The organism is Enterobacter cloacae complex sp. P1B, assembly GCF_014982345.1.
Taxonomy (GTDB): domain Bacteria; phylum Pseudomonadota; class Gammaproteobacteria; order Enterobacterales; family Enterobacteriaceae; genus Enterobacter; species Enterobacter bugandensis.
In genome coordinates, this window is record NZ_JADCLF010000007.1 from 262730 (window position 1) to 278573 (window position 15844).

The window sequence follows — 15844 nt, forward strand, 5'->3', positions numbered from 1 at the left end:
AACAAAAACCATTCTGACCGCCGCCCACTGGGGGCCGATGCTGGTCGAAACCGATGGCGAAAATGTTCTGTCGTCCCGTGGGGCACTGCCAACACAACATCCCAATTCGTTACAGACCGTCGTACGCGATCAGGTGCACAGTAAAACGCGCGTGCGCTGGCCGATGGTGCGCAAAGGTTTTCTGGCCTCGCCGGATAAGCCGCAGGGGATCCGTGGTCAGGATGAGTTTGTTCGCGTGAGCTGGGACGATGCGCTGGCGCTGATCCATACGCAGCATAAGCGCATTCGCGACAGCTATGGCCCATCGTCCATTTTTGCCGGCTCCTATGGCTGGCGCTCGAACGGCGTGCTGCATAAGGCCTCGACCCTGCTGCAGCGCTACATGAGCCTGGCCGGGGGCTATACCGGCCATCTCGGGGATTACTCCACCGGTGCGGCGCAGGCGATCATGCCGTACGTCGTGGGCGGGAACGAAGTGTACCAGCAGCAGACCAGCTGGCCGCTGGTGCTGCAGCACTCCGACGTGGTGGTGCTGTGGAGCGCCAACCCGCTGAACACGCTGAAAATTGCCTGGAATGCCAGCGACGAGCAGGGGATGGGGTATTTCGACGCGCTGCGCAAAAGCGGCAAACGCATCATCTGCATTGATCCGATGCGTTCTGAAACCATGGATTTCTTCGGCGACAGCGCCGAGTGGATTGCTCCTCATATGGGCACCGACGTGGCGATGATGCTGGGTATCGCCCATACGCTGGTGGAGAACGGCTGGCACGACCGCGATTTCCTCGCCCGGTGCACCTCCGGCTTCGACAAATTCGCCGACTACCTGACGGGCGAATCTGATGGGGTAGTGAAAACGGCAGAGTGGGCCGCGGAAATTTGTGGCATTCCAGCCGCTAAAATCCGCGAACTGGCGGCACTGTTCCATAAAAATACCACGATGTTAATGTCCGGCTGGGGGATGCAGCGTCAGCAGTTCGGCGAGCAGAAACACTGGATGCTGGTGACGCTTGCCGCGATGCTAGGACAGATTGGTACGCCGGGCGGCGGTTTTGGTCTTTCCTATCACTTTGCGAACGGCGGTAACCCAACGCGTAAAGCGGCGGTGCTGGCGTCCCTGCAAGGCTCTGTGCAGGGCGGCGTGGATGCCGTGGATAAAATCCCGGTGGCGCGAATCGTTGAAGCCCTGGAAAACCCGGGCGGTTTTTATCAGCATAATGGTCTGGACCGCCACTTCCCGGACATTAAGTTTGTCTGGTGGGCGGGAGGGGCAAACTTCACGCACCATCAGGATACCAATCGCCTGATCCGCGCCTGGCAGAAGCCGGAGCTGGTGGTGATTTCCGAGTGCTTCTGGACCGCCTCGGCCAAACATGCCGATATCGTGCTGCCGGCGACCACGTCGTTTGAGCGTAACGATCTCACCATGACCGGCGATTACAGCAACCAGCATATGGTGCCGATGAAGCGCGTGGTGGCTCCGCGTGATGAAGCGCGTGATGATTTTGACGTGTTTGCTGAACTGAGCGAGCTCTGGGAAGCGGGCGGTCGCGAACGCTTTACCGAAGGGAAAAATGACCTGCAGTGGCTAGAGAGTTTCTACCAGATCGCCGGACAGCGCGGTGCGGCGCAGGGCGTGACGCTTCCGCCATTTGCTGAATTCTGGGAGGCGAACCAGATTCTCGAAATGCCGGAAAGCGAACAGAACGCCCGATTTGTCCGTTTCGCCGATTTCCGTCGCGACCCGGAAAACCATCCGCTGAAAACCGAGAGCGGCAAGATTGTGATCTACAGCGAGCGCATCGCCAGCTTTGGATATGCCGATTGTCCGCCACACCCTTCGTGGCTGGAGCCGGACGAGTGGCACGGCAACGCTCAGCCGGAGCAGCTGCAGGTGCTGTCTGCCCATCCGGCGCATCGTCTGCACAGTCAGCTTAACTACACCTCTCTGCGCGAGCAGTATGCGGTCGCCGGGCGGGAGCCAATTACGCTGAATACTTTAGACGCCAAAGCGCGTGGGATTGCGGACGGTGACGTGGTGCGCGTCTGGAACCAGCGTGGACAGGTGCTGGCAGGGGCGGTGGTCAGCGACGGGATTAAGCCAGGCGTGATCTGTATTCATCAGGGAGCCTGGCCCGACCTTGAGCCCACCGAAGGTGGGATCTGTAAAAACGGGGCGGTTAACGTGCTGACCAAAGATCTCCCCAGCTCGAAGCTGGGGAATGGTTGCGCAGGGAACACGGCGCTGGCCTGGGTCGAGAAATATGAGGGGCCCGAGCTTACCTTAACGGCGTTTGATCCGCCTGCCAGCTCATGATCCACGTCGGGTGTTGGGTGTCATCCTGCCAGGCGCTGTCTTCAATGCGAAAGCCCTGAGCATGATAGAAATTCACCGCCCGGACGTTTTTCTGATACACCTCCAGGGTTAAGTGCGGGAAGCGCTGTTGAACATGGTTCAGCAGCGCGCGCCCGATGCCTTTTCCGATATACGCTGGCGTAACGAACAGTGCCCCCACAAACTGCGACTGTATGACGCTGATAAAACCGCGCGGCGTGCCGTTCTCCTCCCAGACCCAGGTTTCGGCGGCGGGAAGGTATTCATCCCGCACCAGCGCTTCGTTCGCTTTCCAGTAGTCGGCGTCGATAAACGGATGCGCCTCGGTGGTGCTCTCAAGCCACAGTCTCAGGAGCTGAGCGGTATTCTCACTGTGCCATTTGCGGATCATGGTTGCCCTCCGGGTGGCAGATGCAGCCCGTAATATGGTCATTGACCAGCCCGCAGGCTTGCATAAAGGAGTAACAGATGGTGGTGCCCACAAACTTGAAGCCGCGTTTTTTCAGCGCTTTCGACAGGGCATCCGAGGCGGGGGTCGAGGTTGGGATCTCTGCAAGCGTGGCGGCCCGCGTCACCTTCGGCTCGTTATCCACAAACGACCAGACAAATGCTGAGAAGGGTTCGCCGTTTTGCTCCATCGCCAGATAAGCCCGCGCGTTACCGATAATGGCCTGAATTTTACCGCGATGGCGGATGATACCGGGATTCAGAACCAGTCTTTCCACGTCGTCGTCGGTCATGGCGGCCACCGCAGCCGGATTGAACCGGTGGAAGGCATTGCGGTAGTTCTCACGCTTTTTCAGAACGGTGATCCACGACAGACCGGCCTGCTGGCCTTCAAGGCAAATCATTTCAAACAGTTTTTCACCGTCGGTTTCCGGTACGCCCCATTCCTTGTCGTGATAATCGATATAAAGCTGATCCTGGCTTACCCAACCGCAACGTTGCATAGGTCATCTCCCTTCCTGATACGATAAACGCAAAAATTTCAATCTGCCCGGCTTGACGTGTCTGCTAAAGAGACAATAGTTAATACAGGGCTATATGCCCCAATACCTCTTCGAACAATGACATATATCGCCGAACTCGGCTCTTTCTGGAGTCGCTTTGATGATGATAAAAAAAATCAGTGGTCGCCATGCTGCTTCTGGCCTGGTGGGCGTTTCAGCCTGCCTGCTTATATGTAACACCGCTTTTGCGTGGCAACAGGAATATATCGTTTCAGATGCACAAAGTAATACGACAGAACGCTATACATGGGATGCCGATCACCAACCTCGTTATGAAGATATTCTCGCGGAGCGTATTAACCATTCGCAGAATGCTGCGGGCTTTGCGCTGAACGACCCATCCGGTTCGGATGCGGAAACCGTTCTGAGCGTTGGCTGGAATTTTCCCGTGGCGGGGCATATCACAACCGGGCCGGTCATGGCGTGGCGCACAGAGGGCACTCCACCCTCAACGGTAAATACGTTTAGTGATACAACCACCGCGCAGTCGCTTACCGAACCCCTCTGGCATGCCAGCGTGAACTCGCTGGGGTGGCGTGTTGATACCCAGTACGGCGATTTACACCCCTGGGCGAAGATCAGCTACAACCAGCAGTCGGAAGAAGAATATTTGTATACCCTGGGCTTAAGCGCCAAATTTTAGGGTTGTTACTTTTTTAAACGCTGCGGTAACATATTTAATACAATAACGGCGAGGGGTGTGGTGATAGTGGTCACTCACCTTTAAACGTTTTCTTCTCCGGCAAGGTCGTTCATTCCCGCTTCCAGGCATTTCATTCCGTTTCTCCTGCATTTCATGCCGTTTTACCCCTGGCGTTTTGGGGTTTTGTTTATCGTGTCCTCAGCGAACTTCCTTAATTTCTCTTGCAGGATACTGCCATGAACACCTCAACCTATAACCGCACGCGCTGGCTGACGCTATTCGGCACCATCATTACCCAGTTCGCACTGGGTTCGGTTTATACCTGGAGTCTGTTTAACAGCGCCTTGTCTGATAAGCTCGGCGCGCCGATAAGCCAGGTGGCATTCTCCTTCGGCTTACTGAGTCTTGGATTAGCGATTTCCTCTTCCGTGGCGGGCAAACTTCAGGAACGCTTCGGCGTGAAGCGCGTGACCATGGCCTCCGGCATTCTGCTGGGCCTGGGCTTTTTCCTGACGGCGCATTCCAGCAACCTGATGATGCTGTGGCTGAGCGCCGGCGTGCTGGTGGGGCTGGCGGACGGCGCAGGTTACCTGCTGACGCTGTCGAACTGCGTGAAGTGGTTCCCGGAGCGTAAAGGCTTGATCTCCGCGTTTGCTATCGGCTCCTATGGCCTGGGCAGCCTTGGCTTTAAATTTATCGACTCTCAACTGCTGGCGTCCGTTGGCCTCGAAAAAACGTTCATGATCTGGGGGGCTATTGTCCTGGTGATGATTCTGTTTGGTGCCACGCTGATGAAAGATGCCCCGCAGCAGGAAGTGAAAACCGTTAACGGCGTGGTGGAGAATGATTTCACCCTCGCGCAGTCCATGCGTAAACCGCAGTACTGGATGCTGGCGGTGATGTTCCTGACGGCCTGCATGAGCGGTCTGTATGTCATCGGTGTGGCGAAAGATATCGCGCAGGGGATGGTAAAACTTGATGCCGCGACGGCGGCGAATGCGGTGACGGTCATCTCCATTGCTAACCTCTCGGGTCGTCTGGTGCTCGGTATCCTGTCTGACAAAATCGCCCGCATCCGCGTGATTACGCTGGGGCAGGTCATCTCTCTGGTGGGCATGGCGGCGCTGCTGTTTGCTCCGCTGAACGAGGCGACCTTCTTTGCGGCGATTGCCTGCGTCGCCTTTAACTTCGGCGGCACCATTACCGTCTTCCCGTCGCTGGTAAGCGAGTTCTTCGGCCTGAACAATCTGGCGAAAAACTACGGCGTCATTTATCTCGGCTTCGGTATCGGCAGTATCTGCGGGTCGCTGATTGCCTCGCTGTTCGGTGGCTTCTACGTAACCTTCTGCGTGATATTTGCCTTGCTGATTATCTCGCTGGCGCTGTCCACAACGATTCGTCAGCCGCAGCGCGAAGTGTATAAAGAAGCGCATGCATGATTCGATGAAAAGGGGCCTCAGGGCCTCTTTTTTTATCTCAACATCACTTTCGGACTTGTTATTTTGTAAAAAATTTCCTCGATCACACTCTCTGCTGCCACTTTTCTTTCCCGCTGTGGTCTACTTATCGCGCTTGTAGACGTTTCTGATAACGGTTTCGCTCGCATCTACTTACTCTGTCAGCTTTCTCACTGAGATTCGGCGGGTCTTTATACCCCTTCCCCCAGGGTTGTTTGCATGAAATATATTAGGTCTCTTACCCAGCAAAGATTGTGTCTGATGCTGGCTGTCTATATCGGTTTGTTTCTGAATGGCGCGGTACTGTTCAGACGTGTGGAAGGTTATTTCGAACACCTCAGCGTAAGAAATGGAATTTTTGCCGTCATCGAAGTGTTTGGCTCTATCCTGGCAACCTTCTTCCTGTTACGCCTGCTCTCACTTTTTGGCCGACGTACATGGCAAATTCTGGCCTCGCTGGTGGTGATTATCTCTGCCGCCGCAAGCTATTACATGACATTCATGAACGTGGTCATTGGCTACGGTATTGTCGCCTCGGTGATGACCACGGACATCGACCTCTCGAAAGAGGTGGTGGGTCAAGGGTTCATCATATGGACGATTTTGACCTGCCTGATCCCGCTCTTCTTTATCTGGAGTAATACCTGTCGTTATACCCTGTTACGCCAGCTGCGTACCCGGGGACAGCGCATCCGCAACGTCGCCGTCGTTCTGCTGGCGGGCCTGCTGGTGTGGGCGCCGATTCGCCTGATGGAAAAACAGCAAAAACGGATCGAAAAAGCGACGGGCGTGGATATGCCGAGCTATGGCGGCGTAGTGGCTAACTCGTATCTGCCGTCCAACTGGCTGTCCGCGTTAGGTCTTTACGCCTGGGCACAGGCGGACGAATCCAGCGATGTGAAATCGCTGATTAACCCGACCAAAAAGTTCACCTACCAGGCGCCGGCTGACGGGCTGGATGATACTTACGTAGTCTTTGTCATCGGTGAAACGACGCGCTGGGATCATATGGGTATCCTCGGTTATGACCGCGATACCACGCCGAAACTGGCGCAGGAGAAGAATCTGGTGGCTTACCGCGGCTATTCCTGCGATACCGCCACGAAGCTCTCGTTGCGCTGTATGTTTGTGCGTGAAGGCGGGGCGAGCGATAACCCGCAGCGTACCCTCAAAGAGCAAAACGTCTTTGCCGTGCTGAAGCAGCTTGGATTTAGCTCAGACCTGTTCGCGATGCAAAGTGAAATGTGGTTTTACACCAACACGCTGGCAGATAACATCGCGTATCGTGAGCAGATTGGTGCCGAGCCTCGCAACCGCGGGAAAAACGTGGACGATATGCTGCTGCTTGAGGAGATGTCCCAGTCTCTGAAGAATCACCCGCAGGGCAAACATCTCGTCATTCTGCATACCAAAGGATCGCATTACAGTTATTACCAGCGTTACACGCGCGATTTCGCGAAATGGCAGCCTGAGTGTGTAGGCATTAATAAAGACTGCAGCAAGCAGGAGCTGATCAACGCCTACGATAACTCGGTACTGTATGTGGATACCTTCCTGAGCCGGGTGATCGACCAGCTGCGTGATAAAAAAGCGATTGTTATCTACGCCGCAGACCACGGTGAGTCCATTAATGAGAAAGAGCACCTGCACGGTACGCCGCGCAAGCTGGCACCGCCCGAGCAGTTCCGCGTGCCGATGATCATGTGGATGTCGGATAAGTATCTTGAAAATCCGGAGAAAGCGAAGATGTTTGCTCAGCTTAAGAAAGAGGCGGAAATGAAGGTGCCGCGCCGTCACGTTGAGCTGTACGACACCATTATGGGTTGCCTCGGCTATACCTCACCGAACGGTGGGATTAACGAAAACAACAACTGGTGTAAACTCCCTGATAACACCGCAAAAGCCGCGCAGTAGCTGCTCTGGCGAGAATATCGCCAGTTGAATGGCTTTTTGAAAATAAGGGATTGACGGGGGCGCACCTCAGCAGTAAGATGCGCTCCGCATTCGGCGAGTAGCGCAGCTTGGTAGCGCAACTGGTTTGGGACCAGTGGGTCGGAGGTTCGAATCCTCTCTCGCCGACCACATTCTGAAAAGGGCTAACCGCAAGGTTAGCCCTTTTTGCATTAACGGCTTACTCAACCTGATTCAGTAAAATGCCCCTTATCCCCGCTTCTTCCTGCCTGTTAACGATTTTGTGACATAATCCATTGTATTTTTTTATATATAGATTGATCTTTTTTCGCGTTGCTTATGGATAACCTCAGCATTTTTCGCTGTGCGTTTTAACGTTCGCGGTATTTAGTGCTCAGATAATCACCATTCTGCAAGAAAATTTACCCATTCTGAATAAAAGTTAATCACTGATTGTTGCGAAATATGAAGATATTTGTGCTGCAAGTTGGCGAGTAGCATAAATTTCCCTGCTGAAAACTGGCGTTCAGGGTTTTTTTAATCTTTGTTTGCGGTTTCTCACACTCGGCGCAAATCCCCGTCACCTGTATTGACGTTTTCACATTCTGTTGACAGATTGTAGGGCATGAGGGGCATTTCAGGGACGATCTGCGCTGCAACTCAAACGCTCTTCTGAAAGGATTCTCCATCCCTTTAACGCCTTCGGGCACCTCCGACCGGACCGGGTAAAAAATAAATAAAGGTCTGGCGGCGTAACACAACAAAGCAAAACATCACATTGGAGCAGAATAATGAGTATTTCCTTGAAGAAGTCAGGGATGCTGAAGCTTGGTCTGAGCCTGGTGGCTATGACCGTGGCAGCAAGCGTACAGGCAAAAACCCTGGTTTACTGTTCTGAAGGCTCGCCGGAAGGCTTTAACCCACAGCTCTTTACCTCTGGTACGACTTACGACGCAAGCTCTGTACCGATCTATAACCGTCTGGTTGAATTCAAAACCGGCACCACGGAAGTGATTCCGGGTCTGGCCGAGAAGTGGGACATCAGCGAAGACGGCAAAACCTATACCTTCCACCTGCGCCAGGGCGTGAAGTGGCAGGACAGCAAAGAATTCAAACCAACGCGCGACTTTAACGCCGACGACGTTGTGTTCTCCTTCGACCGTCAGAAAAACGCCCAGAACCCGTACCACAAAGTGTCTGGCGGCAGCTACGAATACTTCGAAGGGATGGGTCTGCCTGACCTGATCGCCGAAGTGAAAAAAGTAGACGATAAAACCGTTCAGTTCGTGCTGACCCGTCCGGAAGCGCCATTCCTGGCTGACCTGGCCATGGACTTCGCCTCTATTCTTTCTAAAGAGTATGCGGACAACATGCTGAAAGCCGGCACGCCGGAAAAAGTGGACCTGAACCCAATCGGTACCGGCCCGTTCCAGCTGCTGCAGTACCAGAAAGACTCCCGTATTCTGTATAAAGCCTTCCCGGGCTACTGGGGCACCAAGCCGCAGATCGACCGTCTGGTCTTCTCCATCACGCCTGATGCGTCCGTACGTTACGCTAAACTGCAGAAAAACGAATGCCAGGTGATGCCGTACCCGAACCCGGCAGATATCGCGCGCATGAAGCAGGACAAGAACATCAACCTGATGGAGCAGGCGGGCCTGAACGTGGGCTATCTCTCCTTCAATACCGAGAAGAAACCGTTTGATGACGTGAAAGTACGTCAGGCGCTGACCTACGCGGTGAACAAAGAAGCGATCATCAAGGCCGTTTACCAGGGCGCGGGCGTTGCTGCCAAGAACCTGATCCCACCAACCATGTGGGGCTATAACGACGACGTTAAGGACTACAGTTACGATCCTGAGAAAGCGAAAGCGCTGCTGAAAGAAGCGGGCCAGGATAAAGGCTTTACCGTCGAGCTGTGGGCGATGCCGGTACAGCGTCCGTACAACCCGAACGCACGCCGTATGGCGGAAATGGTTCAGGCTGACTGGGCGAAAATTGGCGTTCAGGCCAAGATTGTGACCTACGAGTGGGGCGAGTATCTGAAGCGCGCCAAAGCGGGTGAGCACCAGGCGGTAATGATGGGCTGGACCGGTGACAACGGGGATCCGGACAACTTCTTCGCCACCCTGTTCAGCTGTGCGGCAGCGAAAGACGGCTCTAACTACTCTCGCTGGTGCTACAAGCCGTTTGAAGACCTGATCCAGCCGGCGCGTGCGACTGACGATCACAACAAACGTATTGAACTCTACAAGCAGGCTCAGGTTGTTATGCACGATCAGGCTCCGGCGCTGATTGTTGCTCACTCCACCGTGTATGAGCCAGTGCGTAAAGAAGTGAAGGGCTACGTGGTTGATCCACTGGGCAAACACCACTTCGAAAACGTATCGGTTGAATAATTAAAAGCAACGCCAGGCGGCGCTGCGCTTGCACTGGCCTACGGTATGTAGGCCGGGTAAGCGTAGCGCCACCCGGCAGCAGTGCTTTATTGCCTCTCTGAAAGGGGAGGGAATAAGATTTGTGAGCAATACAGACGTCACGCCACTGGCCGTGCGTCATCAGAGAGAATCCGGGTTATGTTGCAGTTCATCCTCCGACGTCTGGGACTTGTTATCCCGACGTTTATCGGTATCACCCTTCTCACTTTTGCCTTCGTCCATATGATCCCCGGCGACCCGGTAATGATTATGGCGGGCGAGCGTGGTATCTCCCCTGAACGTCATGCGCAGCTGCTGGCTGAACTCGGCCTCGATAAGCCGATGTGGCAGCAGTACCTCCACTATATCTGGGGCGTGATGCACGGTGACTTAGGGATTTCGTTAAAAAGCCGTCTTCCGGTGTGGGACGAGTTCGTGCCGCGTTTTAAAGCGACGCTGGAGCTTGGCATCTGCGCCATGATTTTCGCCACTGCGGTGGGTATTCCTGTTGGGGTACTGGCTGCCGTTAAGCGTGGCTCTATTTTCGACCATACCGCCGTGGGTCTGGCGCTGACCGGTTACTCCATGCCTATCTTCTGGTGGGGCATGATGCTGATCATGCTGGTCTCGGTGCAATTGAACCTGACGCCGGTCTCCGGACGCGTCAGCGATATGGTCTTCCTTGATGATACCAATCCGTTAACCGGCTTTATGCTGATCGACACGGCCATCTGGGGCGAGGAGGGCAACTTCATTGATGCCGTTGCGCACATGATCCTGCCTGCCATGGTGCTGGGCACCATTCCTCTGGCGGTGATCGTGCGTATGACCCGTTCCTCCATGCTGGAAGTGCTGGGTGAAGATTACATCCGTACCGCGCGCGCCAAAGGTTTAACCCGCATGCGCGTCATCATCGTCCACGCGCTGCGTAACGCCATGCTGCCGGTGGTGACCGTTATCGGCCTCCAGGTGGGTACGCTGCTGGCGGGGGCGATCCTGACGGAAACCATCTTCTCCTGGCCGGGCCTCGGACGCTGGCTGATTGATGCGCTGCAACGCCGTGACTATCCGGTGGTGCAGGGTGGGGTGCTGCTGGTCGCGACGATGATTATCCTCGTCAACCTGCTGGTCGATTTGCTGTACGGCGTGGTGAACCCGCGTATTCGTCATAAGAAGTAAGGGGCCATCATGTCACAGGTTTCTGAAAACAAAGCTGTTGCTGCACCGGTTCCAATGACGCCGCTGCAGGAGTTCTGGCACTACTTCAAGCGCAATAAAGGCGCGGTAGTCGGGCTGGTGTATGTCGCTATCATGATCCTGATTGCGGTGTTTGCGAACTTTCTGGCGCCATATAACCCGGCGGATCAGTTCCGCGATGCGCTGCTGGCACCTCCTGCCTGGCAGGATGGCGGTAGCCTGGCGCACCTGCTGGGTACCGATGATGTGGGCCGCGATGTGCTGTCGCGTCTGATGTACGGCGCGCGTTTGTCGCTGCTGGTTGGCTGCCTGGTGGTGGTGCTCTCCCTGATTATGGGGATCATCCTCGGCCTGGTTGCCGGTTACTTCGGCGGCATCGTTGATAACATCATTATGCGTATCGTCGACATCATGCTGGCGCTGCCAAGCCTGCTGCTGGCTCTGGTGCTGGTGGCGATCTTCGGCCCGTCGATCGGTAACGCCGCCCTGGCGCTGACCTTCGTGGCGCTTCCTCACTACGTGCGATTAACACGCGCGGCGGTGCTGGTGGAAGTGAACCGCGACTACGTCACCGCCTCTCGCGTGGCGGGTGCCGGTGCGATGCGCCAGATGTTCGTTAATATCTTCCCTAACTGCCTTGCGCCGCTGATCGTTCAGGCGTCGCTCGGTTTCTCTAACGCCATTCTTGATATGGCCGCTCTTGGCTTCCTGGGCATGGGTGCGCAGCCGCCAACACCGGAGTGGGGCACCATGCTCTCCGACGTGTTGCAGTTCGCACAAAGCGCCTGGTGGGTTGTCACCTTCCCGGGTCTGGCAATCCTGCTGACGGTGCTGGCATTTAACCTGATGGGTGATGGCCTGCGTGATGCGCTTGATCCCAAACTGAAGCAGTAAGAGGCACGAGATGGCGTTATTAAATGTAGATAAATTATCGGTGCACTTCGGCGACGAAGGCACCCCGTTTCGCGCCGTGGACCGCATCAGCTACAGCGTCAATCAGGGCGAAGTGGTTGGTATCGTCGGGGAGTCCGGTTCCGGTAAGTCGGTGAGTTCACTGGCAATCATGGGGCTGATTGATTACCCGGGCCGCGTGATGGCGGAAAACCTGCAGTTCAACGGTCAGGACCTGAAGCGCATTTCTGAGAAACAGCGCCGCCAGCTGGTGGGCGCCGAAGTGGCGATGATCTTCCAGGACCCGATGACCAGCCTGAATCCGTGCTACACGGTTGGCTTCCAGATTATGGAAGCGATTAAGGTGCACCAGGGTGGTAACAAGAAAACCCGTCGCCAGCGCGCGATCGACCTGCTGAACCAGGTGGGTATTCCTGACCCGGCATCGCGGCTGGACGTATATCCGCACCAGCTTTCCGGTGGGATGAGCCAGCGCGTGATGATCGCCATGGCGATTGCCTGTCGACCAAAGCTGCTGATTGCGGATGAGCCGACAACGGCGCTGGATGTGACCATTCAGGCGCAAATCATCGAGCTGCTGCTGGAGTTGCAGCAGAAAGAGAACATGGCGCTGGTGCTGATTACGCACGATCTGGCGCTGGTGGCCGAAGCGGCACACAAGATCATCGTGATGTACGCGGGCCAGGTGGTTGAGACCGGAAATTCGCACGATATCTTCCGCGCGCCGCGTCACCCGTATACCCAGGCACTGCTGCGCGCGCTGCCGGAGTTTGCTCAGGACAAAGCGCGTCTGGCGTCGCTGCCGGGCGTGGTTCCGGGCAAATACGACCGTCCGCAGGGCTGTCTGCTTAATCCGCGCTGCCCGTATGCGACGGACAAATGCCGCGTTGAGGAGCCAGAGCTGAATCTGCTGGCCGACGGTCGACAGTCAAAATGCCACTACCCACTCGATGATGCCGGGAGGCCAACACTATGAGTACGCAACAGGCCACCACGCAACAACCGCTGTTGCAGGCCATCGACCTGAAAAAACACTACCCGGTGAAAAAGGGGATTTTTGCCCCCGAGCGCCTGGTGAAAGCGCTGGACGGCGTCTCCTTTAACCTCGAACGCGGTAAAACGCTGGCGGTGGTGGGGGAGTCAGGCTGCGGGAAATCGACGCTGGGCCGTCTGCTGACGATGATTGAAGTCCCGACCGGCGGTGAGCTTTATTATCAGGGCCAGGATCTGCTCAAGCACGATCCGCAGGCGCAGAAGCTGCGCCGCCAGAAAATCCAGATTGTGTTCCAGAATCCGTACGGTTCTTTGAACCCGCGTAAAAAAGTGGGACAGATCCTGGAAGAGCCCCTGCTGATTAACAGCAATCTGAGCAAAGAGCAGCGCCGTGAAAAAGCGCTGGCGATGATGGCGAAGGTCGGCCTCAAAACCGAGCATTACGACCGCTACCCGCATATGTTCTCCGGCGGCCAGCGTCAGCGTATCGCTATCGCCCGCGGGCTGATGCTCGATCCGGACGTAGTGATTGCCGACGAGCCGGTGTCGGCGCTCGACGTGTCCGTGCGCGCGCAGGTGCTGAACCTGATGATGGATCTCCAGCAGGATCTGGGGCTGTCTTATGTGTTCATCTCTCACGACCTGTCGGTGGTGGAGCATATTGCCGATGAAGTGATGGTGATGTATCTGGGGCGCTGCGTGGAGAAGGGGACCAAAGAGCAGATCTTTAGTAATCCTCGTCATCCGTACACCCAGGCGCTGCTGTCTGCGACGCCGCGTCTGAACCCGGACGATCGTCGCGAGCGCATTAAGCTGACGGGTGAACTGCCAAGTCCGCTGAATCCGCCGCCGGGGTGTGCCTTTAACGCGCGCTGCAGCCGCCGCTTTGGCCCGTGCACCCAGCTTCAGCCGCAGCTGAAGGATTATGGCGGTCAGCTGGTCGCCTGCTTTGCGGTCGATCAGGATGAAAATGGCGAGAAGCCGCACGCATAACGAAAAAAAACCGGCGCTAAGCCGGTTTTTTTTATGTATGCCTGACTATTTTCGCAGGCGAATCTGGTCGACGGCGTGCTTCTCGCTCTTGGTGAGGATCAGGCTCGCACGCTCGCGCGTCGGGAGGATGTTCTCTTTGAGGTTCACGTAGTTGATCTCATTCCACAGCCCCCTGGCCACATTAATCGCCTCTTCTTCAGAAAGCTGGGCGTAGTGGTGGAAATAGGAGTCCGGGTCGGTGAATGCCCCTTCGCGGAACTTCAGGAAGCGGTTGATATACCAGTTCTGCAGCAGATCTTCCGGCGCATCAACATAAATAGAGAAATCGACGAAATCCGAAACGAACACATGATGCGGGTCATGAGGATAGTCCATGCCGCTTTGCAGCACGTTCAAACCTTCAAGGATCAGGATATCCGGCTGGACTACCGTTTTATCCCCATCCGGGATGCGGTCGTAAATCAGGTGTGAATAGACCGGCGCCGTGACGTGCGGCACGCCAGATTTCAGGTCAGAGACAAATTTTACCAGACGGTGCATATCATAAGAGAGCGGGAAGCCCTTCTTCTTCATCAGCCCGCGTTCTTTTAAGACCTCGTTCGGGTGCAGGAAGCCGTCGGTGGTGATCAACTCAACGCTGCGGTGTTCCGGCCAGCGGCTCAGCAGCGCCTGCAGCACGCGTGCGGTAGTGCTTTTACCCACGGCCACGCTGCCCGCAATACTAATGATATAAGGAATGCGCTGACCATTGGTTCCGAGGAACTGCTCCAGCACCGCCTGACGGCGCAGGTTGGAGCTGATATAGAAGTTAAGCAAGCGAGAGAGGGGGAGATAAATTTCTGCCACCTCTTCCAGGGACAGATCTTCGTTTATCCCTTTTAACCGTGCGATTTCACCTTCCGTCAGCGTCATAGGGACGGAATCACGCAGGGCAGCCCACTGGCTGCGGTTAAAGTGAAGATAAGGCGTCATTAACGTTTGCTCTTTTTTGCTCATAAGCATGCTTCAGTGAGCCAGCGCTATGCTGCCGGGACGTGGCTCATCACACAGTTAATTTTGGACAATGGGCAGGAGGTTAACACCAGATGGCGGGAATAATAAGAAAAAAGATGGAAAGCGCTGCGTTACGCGGAAGCCGTCACGCTACGGTGTATGCGATGTAAATCATGCCTGTATGTTGATTATTTGACCCGGAATGGCTACTTTTACATCGCTTAGCGCTGCGTTCGCATAAAATGTGAGCGAAAGAACGTTTTATGCAAATTTTTAGTTGCATGACCGCGCAGGTATCCATAGAATGCGCGCTACTTGATGCCGACTTAGCTCAGTAGGTAGAGCAACTGACTTGTAATCAGTAGGTCACCAGTTCGATTCCGGTAGTCGGCACCATCAAGTCCGGTGGGGTTCCCGAGCGGCCAAAGGGAGCAGACTGTAAATCTGCCGTCATCGACTTCGAAGGTTCGAATCCTTCCCCCACCACCACTTTCTGGCAGCGTAAATGCCGCCGGAGCTGGTTGGAAAAATTAGCCAGCTCAAACTGAAAAAGAGAGAAATCTCTTTTTTTGTTACAGAAAGAACTGGGTAGCCGAGTTTCAGGATGCGGGCATCGTATAATGGCTATTACCTCAGCCTTCCAAGCTGATGATGCGGGTTCGATTCCCGCTGCCCGCTCCAATACGTGCTGATATGGCTCAGTTGGTAGAGCGCACCCTTGGTAAGGGTGAGGTCCCCAGTTCGACTCTGGGTATCAGCACCACTTCACTTCTCCTTCCCGTTTCTCTCTGTTTCAATTTTACTGTATTCAACAATTCAGGCATTTCGCCTGGTTGATGTGGTGATATCACCGATTTATCCGTGTCTTAGAGGGACAATCGATGTCTAAAGAAAAGTTTGAACGTACAAAACCGCACGTTAACGTCGGTACTATCGGCCACGTTGACCATGGTAAAACAACGCTGACCGCTGCAATCACTACC

General features: G+C 55.2%; 13 protein-coding genes and 5 tRNA genes. 15 read left to right on the plus strand and 3 right to left on the minus strand.

Annotation, left to right across the window (positions count from 1 at the left end; all coding sequences use genetic code 11):
• The first annotated feature begins 37 nt into the window (after nucleotides 1–37).
• Nucleotides 38–2317, plus strand: a complete 2280-nt coding sequence (locus tag INF77_RS08420) for a molybdopterin guanine dinucleotide-containing S/N-oxide reductase (RefSeq protein ID WP_248176658.1) — start codon at nucleotides 38–40, stop codon at nucleotides 2315–2317.
• On the opposite strand, the gene INF77_RS08425 is transcribed toward INF77_RS08420, so the two are convergent.
• Nucleotides 2280–2726, minus strand: a complete 447-nt coding sequence (locus INF77_RS08425) for an N-acetyltransferase (RefSeq protein ID WP_028015086.1) — start codon at nucleotides 2724–2726, stop codon at nucleotides 2280–2282. The two genes, INF77_RS08420 and INF77_RS08425, sit on opposite strands and share 38 nt — an antisense overlap.
• Complete coding sequence (gene tag, locus INF77_RS08430; protein WP_028015087.1) at nucleotides 2704–3285, minus strand: DNA-3-methyladenine glycosylase I; 582 nt, start codon at nucleotides 3283–3285, stop codon at nucleotides 2704–2706. Before tag ends, INF77_RS08425 begins: the two co-directional genes overlap by 23 nt.
• Nucleotides 3286–3445: 160 nt before the next feature.
• Here tag and INF77_RS08435 point away from each other — a divergent pair, with 160 nt between their 5' ends.
• The 9 genes from INF77_RS08435 (at nucleotide 3446) to dppF (ending at nucleotide 13868) form a co-directional block, all read left to right on the plus strand.
• A complete protein-coding gene (locus INF77_RS08435) occupies nucleotides 3446–3988 on the plus strand; it encodes a lipase (protein WP_045260015.1) in 543 nt (180 codons plus the stop codon).
• Between the two features lie 236 nt (nucleotides 3989–4224).
• Nucleotides 4225–5427 (plus strand): MFS transporter, encoded by a 1203-nt coding sequence (locus INF77_RS08440; protein ID WP_041911599.1) that lies wholly within the window; start codon nucleotides 4225–4227, stop codon nucleotides 5425–5427.
• Nucleotides 5428–5664: 237 nt separating this feature from the next.
• Entirely contained in the window at nucleotides 5665–7359 is a 1695-nt protein-coding gene (eptB, locus tag INF77_RS08445) for a kdo(2)-lipid A phosphoethanolamine 7''-transferase (RefSeq protein WP_028015090.1), read from the plus strand.
• Between the two features lie 91 nt (nucleotides 7360–7450).
• Nucleotides 7451–7527 (plus strand) — tRNA-Pro (locus INF77_RS08450).
• A gap of 620 nt (nucleotides 7528–8147) precedes the next feature.
• A complete protein-coding gene (gene dppA, locus INF77_RS08455) occupies nucleotides 8148–9755 on the plus strand; it encodes a dipeptide ABC transporter periplasmic-binding protein DppA (RefSeq protein WP_028015091.1) in 1608 nt (535 codons plus the stop codon).
• Between the two features lie 177 nt (nucleotides 9756–9932).
• Nucleotides 9933–10952: a dipeptide ABC transporter permease DppB gene (gene dppB, locus INF77_RS08460; protein WP_028015092.1), complete on the plus strand. Its 1020-nt coding sequence runs from the start codon at nucleotides 9933–9935 to the stop codon at nucleotides 10950–10952.
• A gap of 9 nt (nucleotides 10953–10961) precedes the next feature.
• The gene (gene dppC, locus INF77_RS08465; protein WP_028015093.1) at nucleotides 10962–11864 is read left to right on the plus strand and encodes a dipeptide ABC transporter permease DppC; all 903 of its coding nucleotides are present in this window, start codon (nucleotides 10962–10964) and stop codon (nucleotides 11862–11864) included.
• Nucleotides 11865–11874: 10 nt separating this feature from the next.
• The gene (gene dppD, locus INF77_RS08470; RefSeq protein WP_041911597.1) at nucleotides 11875–12858 is read left to right on the plus strand and encodes a dipeptide ABC transporter ATP-binding protein; all 984 of its coding nucleotides are present in this window, start codon (nucleotides 11875–11877) and stop codon (nucleotides 12856–12858) included.
• Complete coding sequence (dppF, locus tag INF77_RS08475) at nucleotides 12855–13868, plus strand: dipeptide ABC transporter ATP-binding subunit DppF (protein ID WP_045260007.1); 1014 nt, start codon at nucleotides 12855–12857, stop codon at nucleotides 13866–13868. Before dppD ends, dppF begins: the two co-directional genes overlap by 4 nt.
• 45 nt (nucleotides 13869–13913) lie before the next feature.
• Here dppF and coaA read toward each other — a convergent pair whose 3' ends face one another.
• The gene (coaA, locus tag INF77_RS08480) at nucleotides 13914–14864 is read right to left on the minus strand and encodes a type I pantothenate kinase (RefSeq protein WP_032644951.1); all 951 of its coding nucleotides are present in this window, start codon (nucleotides 14862–14864) and stop codon (nucleotides 13914–13916) included.
• Nucleotides 14865–15181: 317 nt separating this feature from the next.
• On the opposite strand from coaA, the gene INF77_RS08485 reads away from it, so the two are divergent.
• The 5 genes from INF77_RS08485 to INF77_RS08505 form a co-directional block, all read left to right on the plus strand.
• Nucleotides 15182–15257 (plus strand) — tRNA-Thr (locus INF77_RS08485).
• An 8-nt stretch (nucleotides 15258–15265) separates the two neighbouring features.
• Nucleotides 15266–15350: transfer RNA gene (locus INF77_RS08490), tRNA-Tyr, on the plus strand.
• A gap of 117 nt (nucleotides 15351–15467) precedes the next feature.
• Nucleotides 15468–15542 (plus strand) — tRNA-Gly (locus tag INF77_RS08495).
• A gap of 6 nt (nucleotides 15543–15548) precedes the next feature.
• Nucleotides 15549–15624 (plus strand) — tRNA-Thr (locus tag INF77_RS08500).
• A gap of 118 nt (nucleotides 15625–15742) precedes the next feature.
• Nucleotides 15743–15844: GTP-binding protein (locus INF77_RS08505; protein ID WP_029364778.1), on the plus strand; the 102-nt coding region annotated here is incomplete at its 3' end.